The 20,260-nt window shown below is 72.0% G+C and carries 16 protein-coding genes and 1 pseudogene; 7 read left to right on the top strand and 10 right to left on the bottom strand.

The features are described from left to right. Positions 1-66 precede the first annotated feature (66 nt). From StrepF001_RS08690 to StrepF001_RS08675, 4 genes are all read left to right on the top strand, one after another. Positions 67-1,689 carry an alpha/beta hydrolase gene (locus StrepF001_RS08690; protein ID WP_129797721.1) on the top strand — a complete coding sequence of 541 codons (1,623 nt, stop codon included), beginning with the start codon at positions 67-69 and terminating at the stop codon, positions 1,687-1,689. Between the two features lie 65 nt (positions 1,690-1,754). After that, a complete protein-coding gene (locus StrepF001_RS08685; RefSeq protein ID WP_129797720.1) occupies positions 1,755-2,849 on the top strand; it encodes a chemotaxis protein in 1,095 nt (364 codons plus the stop codon). A 61-nt stretch (positions 2,850-2,910) separates the two neighbouring features. Then, positions 2,911-3,936: a Gfo/Idh/MocA family oxidoreductase gene (locus StrepF001_RS08680; protein ID WP_129797719.1), complete on the top strand. Its 1,026-nt coding sequence runs from the start codon at positions 2,911-2,913 to the stop codon at positions 3,934-3,936. 278 nt (positions 3,937-4,214) lie between these two features. Continuing rightward, positions 4,215-5,639 (top strand): PP2C family protein-serine/threonine phosphatase, encoded by a 1,425-nt coding sequence (locus StrepF001_RS08675; protein ID WP_129797718.1) that lies wholly within the window; start codon positions 4,215-4,217, stop codon positions 5,637-5,639. 11 nt (positions 5,640-5,650) lie between these two features. Here StrepF001_RS08675 and StrepF001_RS08670 read toward each other — a convergent pair whose 3' ends face one another. Next, positions 5,651-7,159, bottom strand: coding sequence for a hypothetical protein (locus StrepF001_RS08670; protein ID WP_129797717.1), 1,509 nt, complete (start codon positions 7,157-7,159; stop codon positions 5,651-5,653). Between the two features lie 245 nt (positions 7,160-7,404). On the opposite strand from StrepF001_RS08670, the pseudogene StrepF001_RS08665 reads away from it, so the two are divergent. Next, positions 7,405-8,585, top strand: a pseudogene (locus StrepF001_RS08665) (aminoglycoside phosphotransferase family protein). 255 nt (positions 8,586-8,840) lie between these two features. Further along, positions 8,841-10,814, top strand: coding sequence for an N-acetylmuramoyl-L-alanine amidase (locus tag StrepF001_RS08660; protein ID WP_129797716.1), 1,974 nt, complete (start codon positions 8,841-8,843; stop codon positions 10,812-10,814). A gap of 4 nt (positions 10,815-10,818) precedes the next feature. Here StrepF001_RS08660 and StrepF001_RS08655 read toward each other — a convergent pair whose 3' ends face one another. The 8 genes from StrepF001_RS08655 to StrepF001_RS08620 all read right to left on the bottom strand — a co-directional run bounded on the left by StrepF001_RS08655 (position 10,819) and on the right by StrepF001_RS08620 (position 17,596). Further along, positions 10,819-11,316, bottom strand: a complete 498-nt coding sequence (locus StrepF001_RS08655; protein WP_129797715.1) for a hypothetical protein — start codon at positions 11,314-11,316, stop codon at positions 10,819-10,821. Positions 11,317-11,386: 70 nt separating this feature from the next. Continuing rightward, a complete protein-coding gene (locus StrepF001_RS08650; protein WP_129797714.1) occupies positions 11,387-11,986 on the bottom strand; it encodes an ABATE domain-containing protein in 600 nt (199 codons plus the stop codon). A 76-nt stretch (positions 11,987-12,062) separates the two neighbouring features. Further along, positions 12,063-12,968 (bottom strand): universal stress protein, encoded by a 906-nt coding sequence (locus StrepF001_RS08645; RefSeq protein WP_129797713.1) that lies wholly within the window; start codon positions 12,966-12,968, stop codon positions 12,063-12,065. 147 nt (positions 12,969-13,115) lie between these two features. Beyond that, positions 13,116-13,358, bottom strand: a complete 243-nt coding sequence (locus StrepF001_RS08640) for a DUF397 domain-containing protein (RefSeq protein ID WP_129797712.1) — start codon at positions 13,356-13,358, stop codon at positions 13,116-13,118. Between the two features lie 82 nt (positions 13,359-13,440). Next, a complete protein-coding gene (locus StrepF001_RS08635; protein WP_129797711.1) occupies positions 13,441-14,607 on the bottom strand; it encodes a thiolase domain-containing protein in 1,167 nt (388 codons plus the stop codon). Beyond that, the gene (locus StrepF001_RS08630; RefSeq protein ID WP_129797710.1) at positions 14,604-15,653 is read right to left on the bottom strand and encodes a thiolase domain-containing protein; all 1,050 of its coding nucleotides are present in this window, start codon (positions 15,651-15,653) and stop codon (positions 14,604-14,606) included. Before StrepF001_RS08630 ends, StrepF001_RS08635 begins: the two co-directional genes overlap by 4 nt. Before the next feature lie 187 nt (positions 15,654-15,840). Beyond that, complete coding sequence (locus tag StrepF001_RS08625; protein WP_129797709.1) at positions 15,841-16,782, bottom strand: OB-fold nucleic acid binding domain-containing protein; 942 nt, start codon at positions 16,780-16,782, stop codon at positions 15,841-15,843. A 13-nt stretch (positions 16,783-16,795) separates the two neighbouring features. Further along, on the bottom strand, positions 16,796-17,596 hold the full coding sequence (locus StrepF001_RS08620) for a crotonase/enoyl-CoA hydratase family protein (RefSeq protein ID WP_129797708.1): 801 nt from the start codon (positions 17,594-17,596) through the stop codon (positions 16,796-16,798). 164 nt (positions 17,597-17,760) lie between these two features. Here StrepF001_RS08620 and StrepF001_RS08615 point away from each other — a divergent pair, with 164 nt between their 5' ends. After that, entirely contained in the window at positions 17,761-19,368 is a 1,608-nt protein-coding gene (locus StrepF001_RS08615) for an acyl-CoA synthetase (protein ID WP_129797707.1), read from the top strand. A 5-nt stretch (positions 19,369-19,373) separates the two neighbouring features. Here StrepF001_RS08615 and StrepF001_RS08610 read toward each other — a convergent pair whose 3' ends face one another. Next, positions 19,374-20,213, bottom strand: coding sequence for an alpha/beta hydrolase (locus StrepF001_RS08610; protein WP_129797706.1), 840 nt, complete (start codon positions 20,211-20,213; stop codon positions 19,374-19,376). Between the last annotated feature and the right edge of the window lie 47 nt (positions 20,214-20,260).

Below are 20,260 nucleotides of genomic sequence, written 5' to 3'. Positions count from 1 at the left end.
GCATCCGCCTATCGTGAGCGAGGGCGCCGTACACCCGTCCGCAACGGGGCGCCCCTGGAGGCATCGATGCTGGCCAAGCTGTCACCGCGGCACACGGTCCGGCGCTGGACGCTCGCCGGCACGGTCGGCCTGGCGCTGCTGGGCGCCGGGCTGCCGGCGACGACCGCCGAGGACCGCCCCCAGCCCGACCTGAGCCGGTTCTACCGCCAGAAGATCACCTGGGCGGCGTGCGACGGCGCGGAGACGCCCACGGACCTGCAGTGCGGGAAGGTCACCGTGCCCCTCGACTACGCCCGCCCCGGCAAGGGGACGCTCGAACTGGCCCTGGCCCGCTACCGGGCGACCGGCGACAAGCGCGGCTCGGTGGTGCTGAACTTCGGCGGTCCGGGCGGCGCGGGCGTCACCGAACTCGCCTACAGCGTCGACGACTTCATGGGCCTGACCGACGGCTACGACGTGGTGAGCTTCGACCCGCGCGGCGTCGGCCGGTCCTCCCCGGTCAGCTGCGGCAACGGCTCGTACGAGGACTCCGCCGTCCTGCAGGAGACCGACGCGGCGCTGCGTGATCCGCAGTCCGTGCTCCGGCAGTTGAAGAAGACGGCCGACGAGTGTGCCAAGCACTCCGGGCCCGTCCTCCCGTACATAGGCACGGTGAACGCCTCGCGGGACCTGGACGTCATACGCGACGCGCTCGGCGACAGCAAGCTCAACTACCTGGGTTTCTCCTACGGAACCCGCCTGGGCGCGGTGTATGCGGCGCAGTTTCCCGACAAGGTGGGGCGGCTGGCGCTGGACGGGGTGGACACGCTGACCGAACCGCTGACCCAGCAGGGTGTGGCGGGTGCCAAGGGTCAGCAGACCGCACTGGAGGACTTCCTCGACTGGTGCGTGCAGGACATCGCCTGCCCGTTCGGACAGGACCCGCGCGGCGCACGGGAGGACGTCGAGCGACTCGTCCACTCCATGGACGAGGATCCCGTACCGAGCGCGTTCAGCGGCGAGTTCACCGGCCAGGACCTGGTGGTCGCCATCAGTCAGGGGCTGTACAGCAGGAACCTGTGGCCGTCGCTGGAGCGTGCCCTCGCCTCACTGGTCGAGGACGGCGAAACGCACGGTGTCGAGGCCTTCGCCACCGGCGGCTTCGCTCCTCCCGGCAGTCCGGAGCCGCGGCCGAAGACCACGCCGGCCGGCGACGGCGGCCTGGCCGACGAGGAGGACGTCCCCCTCGACAACCTCCCGGCGGCGCTCATGGCGATCAACTGCGCGGACGATCCCGATCGCCCCACGGCCCGGCAGATCACCAGAGAGCTCGGCCGGCTGCGCGCCACGTACGAGGAGGCGTCCCCGGTCTTCGGCCGGCACCGGCTCACCCAGGTGCTCATGTGCTACGGCCGCCCCAAGGGCACCGACTTCATCCGCGACGAGGTCAAGGACGTCGACACGGCCAGGATGCTGCTCGTCGGCACGCGCGGCGACCCGGCGACGCCGTACCGCTGGACCACGCAGACGGCGAAGCGGCTGGGCCCGTCGGCCGTGGTGCTCGACAACAAGGGCGAGGGCCACACCGGGTACGCGTCGTCCACCTGCGTGCAGCGCAAGGTCGATGCCTTCCTGCTGTACGGCTCCCTGCCGGCGAGCGGCAGCTCCTGCGGCCCCGAGAGCCCCGAGGCCCCCGAGGACGGCGCATGAGGGCCGCACGGCGCGACGTACTCACACCAAATGCCCGATACGTGAATCGGTCCTATGGTTCTGTCATGGAGCACGCACTCAGTCCCACGACCCTCGCCGAGCTGCGCCGCCCGCGCCCCTACCCGGCGGTGTCCGTGCTGACGCCGACGCACCGGCGCGAGCCCTACCACGAGCAGGACCGGGTCCGGCTGCGCAATGTGGTGGCGGAGGCCAAGAAGCAACTGGAGTCCGATCCCGCGGTCACCCGGGAGCGGCGCGCCGACGTCGTGGCGCAGCTCGACCAGGCCCTCACGGAGGTCGACCTGACGTATGCCGACGACGGCCTGGTGATCTACGCCGCGCCGGGTGAGCACCAGGTGTGGTCGCTCACTCGCACCGTGCCCGAACGCGTGGTGCTCTCGGACACCTTCCTCACCCGCAACCTGGTCTCCGCACAGGTCTCCGAGCGGCCGTTCTGGGTGCTGTCGGTCTCGGCCGACCGCGCCGCCCTCTGGAACGGCGGCGCCGACCGCGTCACCGAGGAGCGCACCGGCGGCTTTCCGCTGACCAGGCGCGCCGACAACTTCGATCCCGAGCGGATGGAGCAGATCGGCGACATGCCGAGCACGTACCGCGACGAGGGCACCCGCCACTTCCTGCGCGATGTCGACACGGCGATGGGCGCGGTGCTGCGCGAGAGCTCGCGCCCGCTGTACGTGACCGGCGAGCAGGCCGCCCTGTCCTGTCTGGACGAGGTGGGCGACGTCGCCAGGCGCGCGGTGCACGTCCCGCACGGCGGCCTCACGCACGCCACCCCGGACGCCGTCTGGCAGGCCGTGCGGCCGGTGGTCGATGCCGAGGCCCTGCGGACGGTCGAGGCCGTGACCAAGGAACTCGTGGCGGCCCGTGGGCGCAAGGAGTTCGCGGCCGGTGTCGACGAGGTCTGGCAGAACGCCCGGCAGGCCCGGGTGCGGCTGCTGGCCGTCGAGGAGAACTTCCGGGTGACCGTGCGCGACGACGGCGCCCACCTGGTTCCCGCGTCGAGCGACGACCTCGACGCCCGCGAGGACATCGTGGACGAGATCGTCGAGCAGTGCCTGGAGACCGGCGCCGAGGTCCGCTTCGTCCCCGACGGCGCGCTGGGCGACGCGAACGGGATCGCCGGCGTGCTGCGCTACTGACGGCACCCGCGCGCCGCCCCTTACGCTACGCCGGGACAGCCGGCGACGAGGGAGTGCGCACGTGGGTGACCTGCTGGGCGTGGCGGTACTGGGCGCGGGACGCATGGGAGCCGACCACATACGGCGGCTCGACCGGGTGGTGAGCGGCGCCAGGGTCGCCGCTGTGGCCGATCCCGACACGGCCCGGGCCAAGGAGGCGGCGGCCGGAATCGGCGGGGTCTCGGTGCACGCGGAGGCGGAGGCCGCCCTGGACGCCCCCGGCGTCGCAGCCGTGCTGATCGCCTCCCCCGACCCGGCGCACGAGGAGGCCCTGCTCGCGGCCTGTGCGCGCGGGCTTCCGGTGCTGTGCGAGAAACCTCTGGTGCCCGACTCCGCGGGCGCGCTGCGCGTACTGGAGGCGGAGGCGCGGCTCGGGCGGCGGCTGACGCAGACCGGGTTCATGCGGCGCTACGACGCCGAGTACCGGCAGCTGAAGTCCCTGCTGGACAGTGGCCGGTTGGGGCGTCCGCTGATGCTGCACTGCACCCACCGCAACGTCTCCTCACCGCCGGGCTTCACCAGCGCGATGCTGGTCAGCAGCTCTGTCTCGCACGAGATCGACGCGGCACGCTGGCTGCTCGGGCAGGAGGTGACGGCCGTGACCGTGCTGCGCCCCAGGTCCGCCGCACACGCCCCGTCCGGCCTGCTCGACCCGCAGTTCGTGCTCTTCGAGACCTCGGCCGGCACCCTGGTCGACGTGGAGGTCTTCGTCAACTGCGGCTTCGGCTACCAGGTGCGCTGCGAGGCCGTGTGCGAGGCGGGCAGCGCCCGGATCGGCGACGGGCACACCATGGTCGTCACGGCGGAGGGCGGCGCCCGCGAGGAGGTGCCGCAGGACTACCTGGTGCGGTTCGCGGACGCCTATGACCGTGAGGTGCAGGCCTGGGTCGACGCCACCCGGCAGGGCCGGGTCACCGGCCCCGGCGCCTGGGACGGTTACGTCGCCTCAGCGGTCGCCGAGGCCGGCGTCCGGGCGCTGGAGAGCGGGCACCGCACGACGGTCGAGCTCGCCCCGCGCCCGGAGCTGTACGCGGGCGTCGACCGGTAGGCCCACCCGCCTCGAACGTATGCTCACCGAACGCGCGAATGACCGCGACAGGAAACGTCGGACGGTCCATCAAGTCACGTACGCGGTCTACGACTTACCCATGCGGCGGCGTACGCCCCACCTACGCCGGAACCACTCCGTGAAGACTGTGGCATATGCCGGAAGCACCACCGTATCGTGTGTTGCCAAATCCCTTACAGGGCGTCGCGGGCTGTGCAACAGTCATAACGGTCCCTCCGTCAGCCTTGGTCGTACCGTCCCCCTCATCGGAGTGCGTCATGCCGTCCCATCTCTCTGCGGACCGCCCCGCCGCCCAGCCGCCAGGACGCGGCCCGGTCGACACGCTGATATCGCAGACACGGCGGCTCAAGGGCGACGTGAACGCCGTACGGCGGGAGGCGCAGAGCGACGGATCGGACCCGCAGGACCGCTGGCAGCGTGCCCTCTACGACCTCGCCCTGCACCAACTCAACGACCTCGACGAGCACTTGGCACAGCTGCGGGACGGCCCCCGCCCCGACCGCCGAACCGGCCGCCCGGAGCCGCCCGCCGCCCCGCGGCGCGGCTCGCTGCTCAGCCGGGTCGGCAGTGCGGAGTGGAATCTGCTGACCGACGAAGCCAGTTGGTCCTCAGAGCTGTACGAGATCCTCGGTCGCGACCCCGCCGCTCCCCCGCTCACCCTCGACGAACTGCCCTCGCTGGTGCTCGACGCGGACCGGTCCAAGCTGACGGCGATGGTCACGGACTGTCTGGTCGACGCCAAGCGCATCGACGGCGAGTTCCAGATCGTGCGCCCGGACGGCGAGGTCCGGACCGTGCACATGATGGGCGAGCCCGTGCTCGACACTGACGGCAGCACCGCCTCGATGTGGGCCGTACTGCGGGACGTCAGCGAACTGCGCCGCAGCCAGCAGGCGGTCAGCGAGACCCGTGACTCGCTGCAACGCCACCGGCACCGCGCACAGACCGAGCACCGGCTTGCGGTCGAGCTGCAGGAGGCCGTGCTACCGCCGTGGCGCGGCACCCTGCGGCTCCCGCACCAGGGCCCACGAAGCCTGGACCTGGCCGCCCGCTATCTGCCGTCGTCCACCAGCGCGCTGGTGGGCGGTGACTGGTACGACGCACTCGAACTGCCGGGGGGCGAGACGCTGCTGAGCGTCGGCGACCTCACCGGACACGGAGTCACCGTGACCTCGGGCATGGCGATGCTGCTCGGCGCGCTGCGCGGCATGGCGATGGCGGGCACCAGCCCGGGCCAGTTGATGGCCTGGCTCAACCAGCTGCTGGACACCACCGTCCAGCCGGCCCTGGGCAGCGCCGTCTGCTGCCGCTACCGCCCCGAGACCCGCACCCTGGTCTGGGCGCAGGCAGGACACCCCGCCCCGCTGCTGTTCCGCAACGGGACGGGGCGCAGGCTGAACACGCCGGACGGCGTCCTGCTCGGCGCAACCTCGGGTGCCACCTACGGCGAGGCCGAGGAGACCCTCGAGGCGGGCGACCTGATCGTGCTGCACACCGACGGGCTGGCGCCCGGGCGAGAGGAGTCGCCCGGCACGGCCGCCGTGCACCGCCTCCTCGACCTGGCCCCGCGCTTCGCCGAGGCGCACACCGCGCAGGACTGCGTACGGACGGTCGTGGAGGAGTTCGGCGAGTCGGAACGCGAGGACGACGCCTGCGTGCTCATCGCCAGGGTTACGTCATAACGGCCGCCGGACTACACCTGTGAGCTGTTGCCGCCCTTGCCCTTCGTCTTGGGCAGCGCCAGTTTGATCTCCTCCCGCAGTTCCTGGATCTTCGGGTAGCCGGCGTACTCGGCGGTGAGCCGGTACATCTGGCGCAACCGGTCCCAGGTGCGGTGGGAGGAGTTCGATCCCATCGACACCAGGGCGAGGCGTGCGTACCGGTCCGCCTGTTCGGGGTCGTCCGCGATGAAGCAGGCGGAGGCCATGGACAGGAAGTCGAAGATCTTCGAGCGCTGCCGCCCGTCGATCCTCAGGGCGAGGGCCTTCTCCGCGAAGTGCTGGGCGTGCACGGCCGCGCCCGGCTCGAACTCGGCCAGCGTGCGGTAGGCCAGGGCCTGCATGCCGTACAGGTCCTCCTCCTTGAACGTCTGCATCCAGCTCGGCGGTGGCACATCGCCCTTGTCCGCGACGAAGAGGTCCTCCGCCTGCCCCAGGGTGCGGCGCATGGCCTGCCCCTTGCCCATCGACGCCTGTGCCCAGGCCTCGATGGTGTGGAGCATCGCCTGCGTGCGGGGCAGTACCTGTTCGCCGGAGCCGGACTTGGCCAGCTTCATCAGGTCGAGCGCGTCGTCGGGCCGGCCCAGGTGCACCATCTGGCGGGCCGCTCGGGAGAGCGCCTCGCCGGCCCTGGGCCGGTCGCCGCCCTCTCGCGCGGCATGGGCGGCGATGACGAAGTACTTCTGGGCCGTGGGCTCCAGGCCGACGTCGTGCGACATCCAGCCCGCGAGGACGGCGAGGTTGGCGGCGACGCCCCACAGGCGCCGCTGCAGATGGGGTGGGTGACGGTAGGCGAGCATGCCGCCCACCTCGTTGAGCTGGCCCACGACCGCCTTGCGTTGCAGCCCGCCGCCGCGGGCCGCGTCCCAGGCACGGAACACCTCGACCGAGCGCTCCAGTTCCTCGATCTCCTGGGACCCGATGGGGGCGGCCTCATAGCGGTCGAACCCGACGGGGTCGGCGTGCAGGGGGTCGGCGTGCAAGGGGTTGTCGAGGTGGGGAGCGTCGGCGGTCAGGGCCGGATCGGTGTGCAGCCACTCGTACATGGCGCTGCTGAGTGCGGATCCCGCGGCGAGCGCGGCACCCGCGCCCACCAAGCCGCGTCGGTTGAGCATGAGGTCCATTCCCGTGAATTCGGTGAGGACCGCGGCGGTCCGTTCGGGCGCCCACGGCACACCGTCGGGATGTTCCACACTCCCGCCGTCCTGCCGTTTCCCCGTACGCCCGTGCCGGACCAGACCGAGGTCCTCAATGGTCACGACACGGCCGAGACGCTCGGTGAACAGGGCCGCCAGCACCCGCGGCACGGGATCGCGCGGGATCTCTCCCATGTCGATCCACCGCCGCACCCGCGAGGTGTCGGTCGCCAGCTGGGGGTGGCCCATGGCCGCCGCCTGCTTGTTGACCAGCCGCGCGAGTTCTCCCTTGGACCAGCCGGCCAGGCCGAACAGGTCCGCAAGGCGGGTGTTGGGTTCTCCGCTCACATCAAGCCCCCAGGTTCTCGGCTGAGTTGACAGTAGCCCGGGGAGAGTTGCCGGGCGACTATTCGCCAGGGTTCGCCAGGGCACGCCAGATGGTGTGCCACTGCACATCGGGTGTCAGGTAGGAACGCGCCACCCCGACCCGGTCGCCTTCTAGATACGGCTGGTGCATTCCCCAGGGTGCACCCGGGCATCCGGGTCGGGTGGCGCAATGACGTCGCAGGCACACGAAGGGATCTGTCTCGCCCATGTACGCAGCATCGTCCTCCGTGTCCGCCCCGCCCCGGCCGCTGCACCCGCGCCCCCGGCTCCCGCCTCCCCCAGGCCGGTTGAGGCGCCCCTGTCGGGCGGCGGCGGCCCCTACCTCGCCCCGGCGCGCCCGTCGGCCCCCGTGCTCGGTGCCGGCCGGTCGCGGCGCCCGGCGGGACTCGGCACCCAACCGCTCAGCGGGAGACTCGACCTGTCCGGCCCTCAGGGCGCCCAGCTGCGTACGGCGATCGCCTCGGTGCACCGGATCTGCCCGGAGTTCGCGCCGGTGCAGGTGCTGCGGCGCAGCGGACGGTCGGTGCTGGTGGTCGGCACGACAGGACGCAGTACGGCCGTCGCCAAGTGTTTACTGGACCACTCCCCGGCCTGGGCCGAGCGGATCCGGCACGAGATAGCGGCCTACCGCTCGTTCGTCCGGCACCGCCCACCGGTGCGGGTGCCGCGGCTGATCGCGGCGGACCCGGACAACTGCACGCTGGTGATCGAGCGGATGCCGGGACGGGCGGCGGCACTCCAGCGGCACCCGGTGGAGGCGCCACCGCGCGCCGACATCCGGGCGGCGCTGGGCGCGATCTGCCGACTGAACGCCTGGCGCCCGCCGGCCGGGACGTTCGACGCTCCGCTGGACTACGCGGCCCGTATCTCCCGGTACCACGAGCTGGGTCTGCTCACCGACCGGGACATGGGTGACCTGCAGAAGCTGCTGCACGGCATCGCCCTCGCCGCGGGCCGGCAGGGCATGGGGCAGTTCTGCCACGGCGACGCGCTGCTGTCGAACATCCTGGTCTCCCCCGCGGGCCCGGTGCTGGTGGACTGGGAGCACGCGGGCTGGTATCTGCCGGGCTACGACCTGGCCGTCCTGTGGTCGGTGCTCGGCGACGCGCCGGTGGCACGGCGGCACATCAGCCAGATCGCCCAGTCCGCGGGCCCCGCCTCACGGGACGCGTTCCTGGTGAACCTGATGCTCGTACTGACCCGTGAGATCCGTACGTACGAGACGGCCGTGCAGCGTTCGATGCACGACACGACCCCGGCGGCACCGGGAGTGGCCCCACCGGGTGCTGCGCCGTCCGGCGAGGAGCAGCGGCTGCTGCTGCGGCGGCTGCACGACGACTGCCAGCTGGCCCGGCAGGCCGTGCGCGCGGCCGTCGGCACTCGCTGACGGGGATGACGGACCGCGGTGTGTTTCGCAGACAGCGGCGCACCGCGGTCGTCGTCATGCCGGGATCAGGACCATTGGTGTACGCCACTGACGCCCCGCAGGCCCGCCCGCCCCCGCCACGAAACTCCTCGCGCCCGCCCTGACATGGGAAATCGCCTCGTGGGCAGCATGATTGACGGATCGTCCGAGAGCCGGTACCACTGACACGCCCGGCCCCGCACGGCTCATCGCGCCCGACCGTCACAGGAGGCTGCTTTGCGAGGATCCGCCACCGACCCCACCCGAGCCGCCGGGCCGAGACGCGTACGCCGGGCCGTCGGCGCCGTGGCCTCGGCAACGCTGCTGCTGCCGCTGCTCGGCGCAGCCCCGTCCGAAGCCGGGTCGGCCGGCCGGCTGCAGCAGGCGTTCGCCGCGGCGGCTGCCGAGTACGACGTGCCGCAGAGCGTGCTGCTCGGCGTCTCCTACCTCCAGTCCCGTTGGGACGGACACGGCGGTGCGGCGAGCGTGACCGGCGGCTACGGCCCGATGCATCTCACCGACGCCCGCACGGCCCTCGCCACGGCGCCCCCGCATCACAGCGAGGGCACCGAGGACTCGCGCGGCGACAGCGCCCGCCCGCCGCTGCTCCCCGACACGGAGCTGCCTCAGGACGCCGAACTCCCGGCCCGACTGCGGACGTTGGCCAGGGCGGCGGAGCTGACCGGTATGAGCGCCGAGGAGTTGCGCACCGACCCTGTGGCGAATGTGGCGGGCGGGGCCGCACTGCTCGCCGCCGCGCAGCGGGAGCTGGGCGAGCCGCTGAGTAAGGATCCGGCTCAGTGGTACGGGGCGGTGGCCCGTTTCTCGGGCGCGGACGACACCGCGACGGCGGCGGCGTACGCGGGCGACGTGTACGACGTCATCCGCACCGGCGAGGAACGCCTCACCGACTCCGGACAGCGCATCTCCCTGACCGCGCAGCCGGACCTCGCCCCGGACACCGGGCAGTTGAGCCGGACGGGCCTGCGCCGGGCCGCCGCGGAGGGCACCGAGTGCCCGGCGACCGTGTCCTGTGAGTGGATCCCGGCGCCTTACGAGGAGTTCGGGGAGGGCGACTACGGCAACCACGACCTGGGTGAGCGACCGGCGTCGCAGAGCATCGAGTACATCATCGTGCACGACACGGAGGGCGCCTGGGAGGGCGTCCTGAACCTGGTGCAGGATCCCACCTACGTCTCCTGGCAGTACTCCCTGCGCTCCACGGACGGCCACATCGCCCAGCACGTCAAGGCGAAGGACGTGGCGTGGCACGCGGGCAACTGGTACGTCAACGCCAAGTCGATCGGCCTGGAGCACGAGGGCTTCCTCGCCTCGCCGGACGCCTGGTACACGGAGGCGATGTACCGCTCGTCGGCCCGCCTGGTGAGGTACCTCGCCAGGAAGTACGGCATTCCGCTGGACCGGCAGCACATCCTCGGCCACGACAACGTGCCCGGCCCGACCACGTCGACCGTCCCGGGCATGCACACCGACCCGGGCCCCTACTGGGACTGGCGGCACTACTTCACACTGCTCGGCCGCCCCTTCGGCCCCACCGCCGGGGCAGGAAGCGGCATGGTGACGATCCTTCCGGACTACGCCTCGAACCGGCCCGCGTTCACGGGCTGCGCGTCCGCGGGCACACCGTGCGCGGTGCACGGTTCGAGCGCGGTACGGCTCTACTCGGGGCCCGGCGAGGACTACCCCCTCATCAAGGACATCGGTCTGCGCCCGGGCGGCGGGGACTCGACGATCGGCGTCAACGACATCGGATCACGGGTCTCCACCGGCCAGCAGTATGCGGTGGCGGGCCGCGAGGGCGACTGGACGGCGATCTGGTATCTGGGCCAGAAGGCCTGGTTCAAGAACCCGAAGAAGGCCCCGACGGCAGTGCCCGCGAAGGGTCTCGTCGTCACGCCCAGGGACGGCCTGGAGAGTGTTCCGGTGTACGGCCGCGCCTACCCGGAGGCGGCCGCCTACCCGGCGGGAGTGCCCGCCCAGGCGGTGTCCCCGTTGTCGTACCGGCTGCTCAAGGGCCAGAAGTACGTCGCCGGTGACAAGGTGCCCGGCGAGTACTACTACGCGGTCACCTTCGCGACCGACGCGCACCAGGTCGTGGTGGGCGAGGACCTGTACTACGAGATCCAGTTCGGCCACCGGGTGGCGTTCGTGCGGGCGGCTGACGTGACGGTGTCGTCGGCGACGTCGTAGAGCCTCAGCCCTGCTGGAACAGCTCCGCGGGCAGCGGCTTCAGCAGGGCGTACAGGTCGTCGGTGATGGGGCGGTCCCAGGCGGCGATGGTGACCAGGACGTTGTCGCTGCGGTCGAACTGCACGCAGGAGATCCGGCTCTCGGAGAGCTTCAGACGGCGCACGATGAGGAGGTTGTCGCCCTGCATCACCGGCACGTCCTCGGTGCCGACGACGGTCACCTCCTCGTCGTTCTCCAGGGCCAGCAGCAGCTGGGCCACCTCGAAGGGGATCTGCCCCTCGGCGATCTCGCGGGCCGGGGAGCCCTCCGGCAGATTGCCGATGATCATCGCGGGGCCGCGGCCGCCGAACAGGTCGTAGCGCAGGAACACGCCCTGGCAGGTGCCGTCGGGGGCGGGCAGCAGGCCCGCGCCCAGATTGCCGGGCCAGTCGCCCGGGTCCATGGCCAGCACGTCGAAGTCGGGCCCTGCGGGGGTGGCGCTGCGGCGGCGGAGGAAGGACATGCCGCCATGGTACGTGCCCGCAGGTCGTCGGCGTCGGGTGGGCGGCCGCACGTGCGGCGTTCGGGCAGGCCTACGCGGGCTTCCGGTGCCGTTCGTGGTGTCGGGCGACGCGGGCGCGGTTGCCGCAGGACGGTGTGCACCATTCCTGGCGTGGGTGCTCCTTGAGGAAGTAGCGCACACAGCGCGGCGCGTGGCAGGCGCGCAGCCGCTGCCGGTCGGGGCTCGCGAGAAAGGTGACGGCGGCCTGTGCGAGCACCGCGGTGAGCTCCGGGTCACCGTGCACGGCCTGCCGGTGCAGGGCGGGGTCGGCGTCGTCCGGCCAGTGCAGGACGGGGACGGTGGGCGTGCGGGCGGCCGCGGCATTGAGGCGGGCGAGGGCTTCGGGCACGGGCAGCAGGCGGGCCGCGTCGGCCGGGCTGGGCTCGGCGGGGTGTACGGCGCGGGCGAAGAGGGCGCGGACGGCGGCGCGCAGCTCGCGGACGGCGGTCAGGGCCTCGGCGTCGGCCGTGTAGGCGGTGGCATCGGGGACGGTGTCGGGGTGCGCGCGCACCCACGTGGTGAGGCCCGCCGGGTCGGTGAGGTCGTCGGCGACGCCGCCGTGTCCGTCGTGCCGGACGGTCAGGGCGAGATCCAGGGCGATCCGGGCGTCCCGGCTGAGCGAGTCCCGCATGACGCTAATGATAAGTGCACGCACAACCATTAACGAACGGGAGTGAGTGAGGGTTCAGGGACGCGCGGGGGCCGGGTCATTCCTCCGGCGGTGCCGGGGGCACCACGGCCACGGGGCTCGCCGCGTGCAGGAGTACGGCGTGCGTGACCGAGCCCATCAGGCGGGCGGGCGCGAGCAGCCGGCGGCGGTGCCGGCCCACGACGACCAGCTCGGCGTCCTTCGAGTGGGCGACGAGGTGGCCGGCCGCGTCGCCCGGGACCACGTACGGTTCGGCCCGGACCCCGGGGTGGCGCCCGCGGTGCGGGGCGAGGAAGCCCTCCGCGAGGGCCCGCGTCTCGTTCTCGACGGCGTCCTGGTCGATCCCGGTCGGGACCAGCTCACCGACGGCTCCCGCCCACAGCTGTACCGGCCACGGGTAGGCGGCGATCACCTGGAGGCGGGCGTCGCGCAGGGCGGCCTCGGTGAAGGCGAAGGTGAGAGCGGCGTCGTCGGGTCCGTCCACATTGAGACCGACGACCACCCGGGGTCCCGGCTCCTGCGGCGGCGCGTCGTCGACCTCGCGGCCGGGCCGGGGCACCACGACGACCGGACACTCGGCGTCGCGGGCGGCGGCCAGGCCGTTGGAGCCGAGCAGCAGCCGGGCGAAGCCGCCGCGGCCCCGGGAGCCGAGCACCATCAGCTGGGCTTCGGCGCCCAGGCCGGGCAGTACCGCACTGGGGGTGCCCTCCGGACCGCGGTACTCCACGACCGGCCCGTCGGTGCGCCCGGCCAGGTGCGCACGGGCCCGGGCGAGCACCGGGTCGTCCTCCGGCTCAGGAAGCCGGGCGACCTCGACACCGGCGGGTACCCGTACGGCGTACTGCCGCACATGGACCACCCGCAGGGGTACCGCGCGTCTGCGGGCGGCGTCGAGGGCCCAGTCCAGGGCCCGCAGACTGTCGTCCGAACCGTCGAACGCCGCGATGACCGGCAGGGTGCTCATGAGGTCCTCACCTCCGGACGGCGACCCACCACCTCTTCCAGGGCCAGCCTCGCTCAGGCGTGGCCCCGGGTGGGTTCACCGGATCGCGTGTCCGGAAAACACGGGCGGAACACCCCCGGTTCGGCCCGTCCACGTGGCTGCCCGGGTTCAGGTCAGGTCGAACTCGCCTTCCCGTGCCCCCGACACGAACGCACCCCACTCGGCGGGGGTGAAGATGAGGGAGGGGCTCTCCGGGCGGTCGCTGTTGCGCATGGCGATGAAACCCTCGACGAAAGCGATCTGGACATCCCCCAGGCCGCGGCTGCTGGACTGCCATTCGGCCTTGCTCAGGTCCAGTTCCGGCTTGTCCCAGCCCATGAGCGGCTTCTGCTGGGTGGTGGTCTCGGCCACGTCCGTGCTCCTCCCGACTCGTCGTCCGCGGCCAGCCTAGCGATCGGTTCCCATGGCCAACAGGCCACGTGAGGGGGACCTTTCAGGAGTGCGGGGGCGCGGAGCCCACGAGCCACATGGAGAAGAACTGGGAGCCGCCTCCGTAGGCGTGCCCGAGCACCCTGCGGGCGCCGTCCACCTGGTGCTCGCCCGCCTGTCCGCGCACCTGGAGCGCGGCCTCGGCGAAGCGGATCATGCCGGAGGCGCCGATCGGGTTGGTGGACAGCACGCCGCCCGACATGTTGACGGGCAGGTCCCCGTCGAGTTCGGTCACCCCGGACTCGGTGAGCTTCCAGCCCTCGCCCTCAGCTGCGAAGCCGAGGTTCTCCAACCACATCGGCTCGTACCAGGAGAACGGCACGTACATCTCGACGGCGTCGATGTCCCGGCGCGGGTCGGCGATCCCGGCCTGCCGGTACACGTCGGCGGCGCAGTCCCGCCCGGCCCGCGGCGACACGAAGTCCTTGCCGGCGAACAGGGTCGGTTCGCTGCGCATCGCCCCGCCCAGCATCCAGGCGGGCGGCCGGGGCGCGCGGGCCGCACCGGCCCGGTCGGTCAGGACCATGGCGCAGGCACCGTCGGAGGAGGGGCAGGTCTCGGAGTAGCGGATCGGGTCCCAGAGCATGGGCGAGGCCTGGACCTTCTCCAGGGTGATGTCGTGCTCGTGGAGGTGGGCGCAGGGGTTCTTCAGGGCGTTGCGCCGGTCCTTGTAGGCGACCAGCGAGCCGATGGTGTCGGGCGCGCCACTGCGCCGCATGTACGCACGCACGTGGGGGGCGAAGAAGCCGCCCGCACCGGCGAGCAGCGGCTGCTGGAAGGGGATCGGCAGGGACAGGCCCCACATGGCGTTGGACTCGGACTGCTTCTCGAAGGCGAGCGTGAGGACGGTGCCGTGCACGCGCGCCGCGACCAGGTTCGCCGCGACGAGTGCGGTGGACCCGCCGACCGATCCGGCCGTGTGCACACGCAGCATCGGCTTGCCCACCGCACCGAGCGCGTCGGCGAGGTACAGCTCCGGCATCATGACGCCCTCGAAGAAGTCGGGCGCCTTGCCGATGACGACGGCGTCGATGTCGGCCCAGGTCAACTCGGCGTCGGCCAGGGCACGTCGGGCGGCCTCGCGGACCAGGCCCGCGATCGACACGTCCCGGCGGGCGGCGACGTGCTTGGTCTGGCCGATCCCGACGACGGCCACAGGCTCCTTGCTCATCGTGGATCCCCTTCGAGTACGGCGACCAGGTTCTGTTGCAGACAGGGACCGGACGTGGCGTGGGCGAGGGCCCGGTCGGACGCACCGCGGTGGACACGGGCGGCCGCCTCGCCGATGCGGATGAGCCCGGCGGCCATGACCGGGTTGGCGGCGAGCGGGCCGCCGGACGGGTTGACGCACACTGTGTCGTCGAGCCGCAGCGCCTTGCGCAGGACGATCTCCTGCGCGGTGAACGGCGCGTGCAGCTCGGCCGTGTCGACCGGCCGGTCGAAGGCGCCGGCCCGCTCGGCGGCCAGGCGGGTGGAGGGCGAGTCGGTCAGGTCGCGCACACCGAGGCTGTGCGCCTCGATGCGGTGGTCGATGCCGCGGATCCAGGCGGGCCGTGCGCACAGGGCGCGGGCCCGCTCCCCGGCGGCGAGGATCACGGCGGCGGCGCCGTCGCCGACGGGCGGGCAGTCGCCGGTGCGCAGGGGCCGTACGAGGTAGTCCCCGTGCGGCACCGAACCCCTCAGCTGGGCATGGGGGTTGTCCTGACCGGCCGCCCGGCTGCGGGCGGCAACGGCCGCGAGCGCGGGTTCGTCGGTCTCGCCGGCGTCGATGAGGGCCTGCGCCTGGAGGGCGGCGAGAGCCACGGAGTCGGGCCACAGGGGCGCGACGTAGTACGGGTCGAGCTGGCGGGTGAGCACGTCACGCACCGAGCCGGGTGAGGACTTGCCGTACGCGTACACGAGGGCGGTGTCCGCCTCGCCGGTGAGCAGCTTGGTCCACGCCTCGTACAGCGCCCAGGCGCCGTCCGTCTCGACGTGCGACTCGGAGATCGGCGGCCAGGCGCCCACCCCGTCCAGGGCGAGGGTGAAGGAGAAGGCACGGCCGGCCAGGTAGTCGCTGGAACCGGAGCAGGTGAAACCGATGTCGGCGGTCTGCAGGCCGGTGCGGTCGAGCACCTCGTGCAGGACCGGCATGAGCATCTCCACCTCGGAGAGCTCGTCGCTGGTGCGCCGGTGGTCGGTCTGGGCGAAGGCAATTACAGCGATCTCACGCGTCACCGGGTCTCCAGGCAGTAGAGTCGTTGGCCGCGGAGCGAGAACCAAGCCCGCATGGCAGTTCCTTCCAAAACTTCATACATCCGGGCTGGTTTCAACCCTGCTGGTGCTGATCGCGTGAGACTCCGTCGTTCGCTGAGCGATCGAGCAGCGTGAGCCAGGAATCCCCGTCGTTCGCGAGGGGGAGGATTCAAAGCAGCTCCTTGTAGGTCTCGTATTGAGCGTCGGGTTCGCCGGTGGGGCGGTAGTGGTCGGGATACCGGGCCCCTTCCGTCCACACCGGCTCGACGCGCAATCCCATCCGCACCCGGTCGTACGGGATGCCGCCGATGCGTCCATGCAGGGCGAGGTCGGCGCCGTCGAGGGCGATGTGGGCGTAGACGTACGGCACTTCGATGTCGAGGTTCTTCGCCTTGATGTTGACGATGCAGAATGTGGTGACGGTGCCGCGCGGGCCGACCTCGACCTGTTCGGCGGTGGCGACGCCGCAGGTGGGGCAGGCGCCGCGGGGCGGCACGTACACCTTGCGGCAGGCGGGGCAGCGTTCCCCGACGGTGCGGTGCCCGGCCAGTGCGTCGATGTACGCGGACTGGGCGCGGCCAGGGCTGTAGGTGTAGTCGAGGCGGGCGGGGGCGACGATGCCGGTGACGGCGTTGTCGAAGTGGCCGTCGTGACCGGTGAGTCGGGGTGCTGCGCCGTCGTACGGCTCGAAGCAGGCAATGTCGGTGATGGCGCCGGTGCGTTCCTCGGCCCAGCGGATGCGGACGCGCATGCCGGTGCGGACGGTGTCGGGGCCGGGGGCGTCAAGGGCGTGCAGGAGGGCGGTGTCGGCGCCGTCGAGGCGGACCAGGGCCCAGGCGAAGGGGGTGTCGAGGGGCTGGCCGCGGCGCGGGGCGTGGTTCCAGGCCCAGGTGGTGACCGTGCCCGTGGGGGCGACCTCGACGAGGTCGCGCAGCTCCTCGGCGGTGACGGGGTCGTACTCGACGGGCGGGACGAGGGTACGTGCGTCGGACGTGCGGACGCCGAGGACGACGCGTTCGCGCAGACCGGTCAGGAAGGCGCTCTGGACGGGGCCGAGGGAGCGGGTGAAGGGGAACTCGAGGACCAGGGGGGCTTTGAGGACTTCGGGCACGGTGACTCCCTCGTCAGGCGCGTTTGTAGACGGGTGGCCGCTTCTCCGCGAAGGCGCGGGCGCCTTCCTTGGCGTCGGCGGTGTCGAAGACCGGCCAGCCGCGGGCGAGTTCCGCGGCGAGGCCGTCCGCCTCGGTCATCTCGGCCGTCTCGTACACCGACGCCTTGACGGCCTCGACGGCGAGGGGCCCGCACGCGTTGATCCGTTCGGCGATCTCCAGGGCCTTGCCGAGCGCCGTGCCGTCGGGGACGACCTGCCCGATCAGGCCGATGTCCGCGGCCTCCCGGGCACTGTACGGGCGTCCGGTGAGCAGCATCTCCAGGGCGTGGGTGCGTGGGATCTGGCGTTGCAGCCGGACCGTGGAGCCGCCGATCGGGAACAGCCCGCGCCGGACCTCGAACAGGCCGAAGGTCGCCGACTCGCCCGCGACCCGGATGTCGGTGCCCTGGAGAATCTCGGTGCCGCCCGCGACACAGTGGCCCTCGACGGCGGCGATCACGGGTTTGCGGGGGCGGTGGTGCCGCAGCATCGCCTTCCAGTGCAGGTCGGGGTCGGCCTTGAGCCGGTCCCGGTACTGCTGACCCGCCATGCCCTTCCCGGCCAGGGCCTTGAGGTCCATGCCCGCGCAGAACGCGCCACCCGCTCCGGTCAGCACGATCGAGCGGACCGTCTCGTCCTCGTCGGCCTCGAGCCAGCCGTCGTACAGGCCGACGAGCATCGGAAGCGAGAGCGCGTTCTTGGCGTCGGGCCGGTTGAGCGTGAGCACCAGCGTGGCGCCTTCGCGCTGCACGGTGAGGTGTTCGGTGCCACCCATGGGTGTCCTCCGTCCGCAGGAACGAGAACAGGTTGCAGGAGGCGGGGAAGCACTTCAAGGGTTTTCTGACAGTCAGTCAGTTTTCTCTGCGCGGACCCTTCCCAGTTGTGCCGCCCTTTGCTCTGATGACCGGCAACCGAGGGGCAGCGAGGTCAGGAGGAGCGGTGGAGTACAACCTTGCCGACCTGTTCGAGTCCGTCGTGGACGTGGTGCCGGACCGCGAGGCGCTCGTGTACCTCGACCATCCCGGCACGGGTGCGGAGCGCCGTCTGACGTACGCCGCACTGGACGCCGCCGCCAACCGCATCGGCCACCACCTGCTCGACAGTGGGATCCGCCCCGGCGAGCACCTCGGACTCCACCTGTACAACGGCGTCGAGTACCTCCAGACGGTGCTCGGCTGCCTCAAGGCACGGATCGTGCCGGTCAACGTCAACTACCGCTATGTGGAAGAGGAGTTGGTCTACCTCTACCGGGACGCCGATCTGGTGGCCCTGGTCTTCGACGCGGAGTTCACGGACCGGGTGGCGGCGGCGTTGCCGCGGGCGGAGAAGCTGCGGCATCTGGTGCGGGTGGGCATCGGTGGCTCGCTGGGGGTGCCGTTCGCCGAGGCCGAGGCCGCCGGCTCAGCGGAGCGCGGGTTCCCGGCGCGCTCGGGCGACGACCAGTTCATCATCTACACCGGCGGTACGACCGGGATGCCGAAGGGTGTGATGTGGCGGCAGGAGGACCTGTTCTTCTCCGGGCTGGGCGGCGGAGCGCCGACCGGTGAGCCGGTGAAGAAGCCGCAGGAGCTGGCCGAGCGCGTCGCGGCGGGCGGTTCGGGCATCACCTTCTTCCCCGCTCCCCCGCTGATGCACGGCACCTCCACCCTGACCGCGTTCATCGGCTTCAACTTCGGGCAACGGGTCGTGCTGCACCGCAAGTTCGTGCCCGAGGACGTGCTGCGGACCGTCGAGCGGGAGAAGGTCACCAGCATGTCGCTGGTCGGCGACGCGATGCTGCGCCCGCTCATCGACGCGCTCGCCGGGCCCATGAAGGGGACGGACTGTTCCTCGATGTTCAGCGTGTCGTCGTCCGGCGCGGTCATGTCGGAGACGGTCCGGCAGCAGTTCCTCGCCCTCGTCCCGCAGGTGATGCTGCTGAACAACTTCGGCTCCTCGGAGTCCGGCTTCAACGGCACGGCCACGGACGACTCCGGTCCCGAGCGCGGCTTCCGCATCCGCGTCAACTCCCGTACGCAGGTGGTCGATCCGGCCACGCACGAGCCGGTGGCCGTCGGCGAGGTGGGCCGGATCGCCCAGTGCGGCCATGTTCCGCTCGGCTACTACAACGACCCGGCGAAAACCGCCGAGACCTTCTTCGAGAAGGACGGCGAGCGATGGGTGCTCCTCGGCGACATGGCCACCGTCGACGAGGACGGCGTGGTGACCGTGCTGGGCCGTGGTTCGCAGTGCATCAACACCGGGGGCGAGAAGGTGTACCCGGAGGAGGTCGAACAGGCCCTGAAGTCCCACCCGGACGTGTACGACGCGCTGGTGGCCGGCGTTCCGGACGCCCGGTGGGGCAGCCATGTCGCGGCGGTCGTCCAGCTGCGCGAGGGCGCGCCGACCCCGTCCCTGGAGGACATCCAGACCCACTGCCGGGACCATCTGGCCGGGTACAAGATCCCGCGCCAGCTGGTGATCACGGAGTCCATCCGCCGCTCACCGAGCGGCAAGGCGGACTACCGGTGGGCGCGCGAGGTGGCGGTCGCGGCGGACAGACCGTAGGTCTCTCAGGCGCCGTCGAAGAAGGCGGCGGTGCGCCGGGCGAACCGGTCGGGGTCGTCGAGCCACGGGAAGTGCCCCGCTCCCGGCTGGACGGTGAACTCGGCGTTCGGGAAGACATCGGCGGCGCGGCGCGCCAGCTCGGGGCGGGGGCCGCCGTCGAGTTCACCGGCGTACACGAGAACGGGGACGGTCACTGCGGCGAGGGCGGCGCGGGTGGCGGGCGGGTCGTAGGCACCGTCGGAGCCGTACGTCTCCCCTGCCTCGTCGTTGGTCTGCTCCTCCTCGAGCGCGGCGTGCGCGGCGGCCGTGTCGTCCCAACGGCCGTAGAAGAAGGGCAGGAACACCGGGTCGAAGTCACCGTCGCCCGCCAGCCAGCGCTCGAACGCCGGGAAGGCCTCCTCGAACCACGGCTCGCCCTTGCGCAGCCGTGCCGCGGTCAGCCGGTCCTCGGCCGTCACGGGCAGGCCCAGCGCCCACGGGGTCGCGGTGATCAGCGCCAGCCGTGCCACCCGCTCGGGATGACGGGCCGCGTACAGCATCGCCAGGCTGCCGCCGGCCGAGTGGCCGAGCAGGTCCATCCGCTCCAGCCCCAGGTGGATCCGCAGCGCCTCCACGTCGCCCACCAGCCGGTCGCAGCGGTACGTCGCCGGGTCCGTCGGCACCGCGGAGTCCCCGGTGCCGCGCAGGTCGAGCAGGACCAGCCGGCGGTGCGCGGTGAGCCCGCCCAGGTCGCCGAGGTAGGCGGAGGCCCGCATGGGCCCGCCGGGCAGGACGACGAGCGGCTCGCCGGCACCGCGCGGGTGGTGGGCGAGCCGGGTGCCGTCGGGTGCGGTGAAGGTGGGCATGGCGCCGATCATCGGGGCCTGGGACCGGTCGCCGCAACACCCTTCCG

It is taken from the genome of Streptomyces sp. F001 (genome assembly GCF_004187715.1).
Taxonomy (GTDB): domain Bacteria; phylum Actinomycetota; class Actinomycetes; order Streptomycetales; family Streptomycetaceae; genus Streptomyces; species Streptomyces flavusporus.
This window is presented reverse-complemented; position numbering and strand designations above follow the sequence as displayed.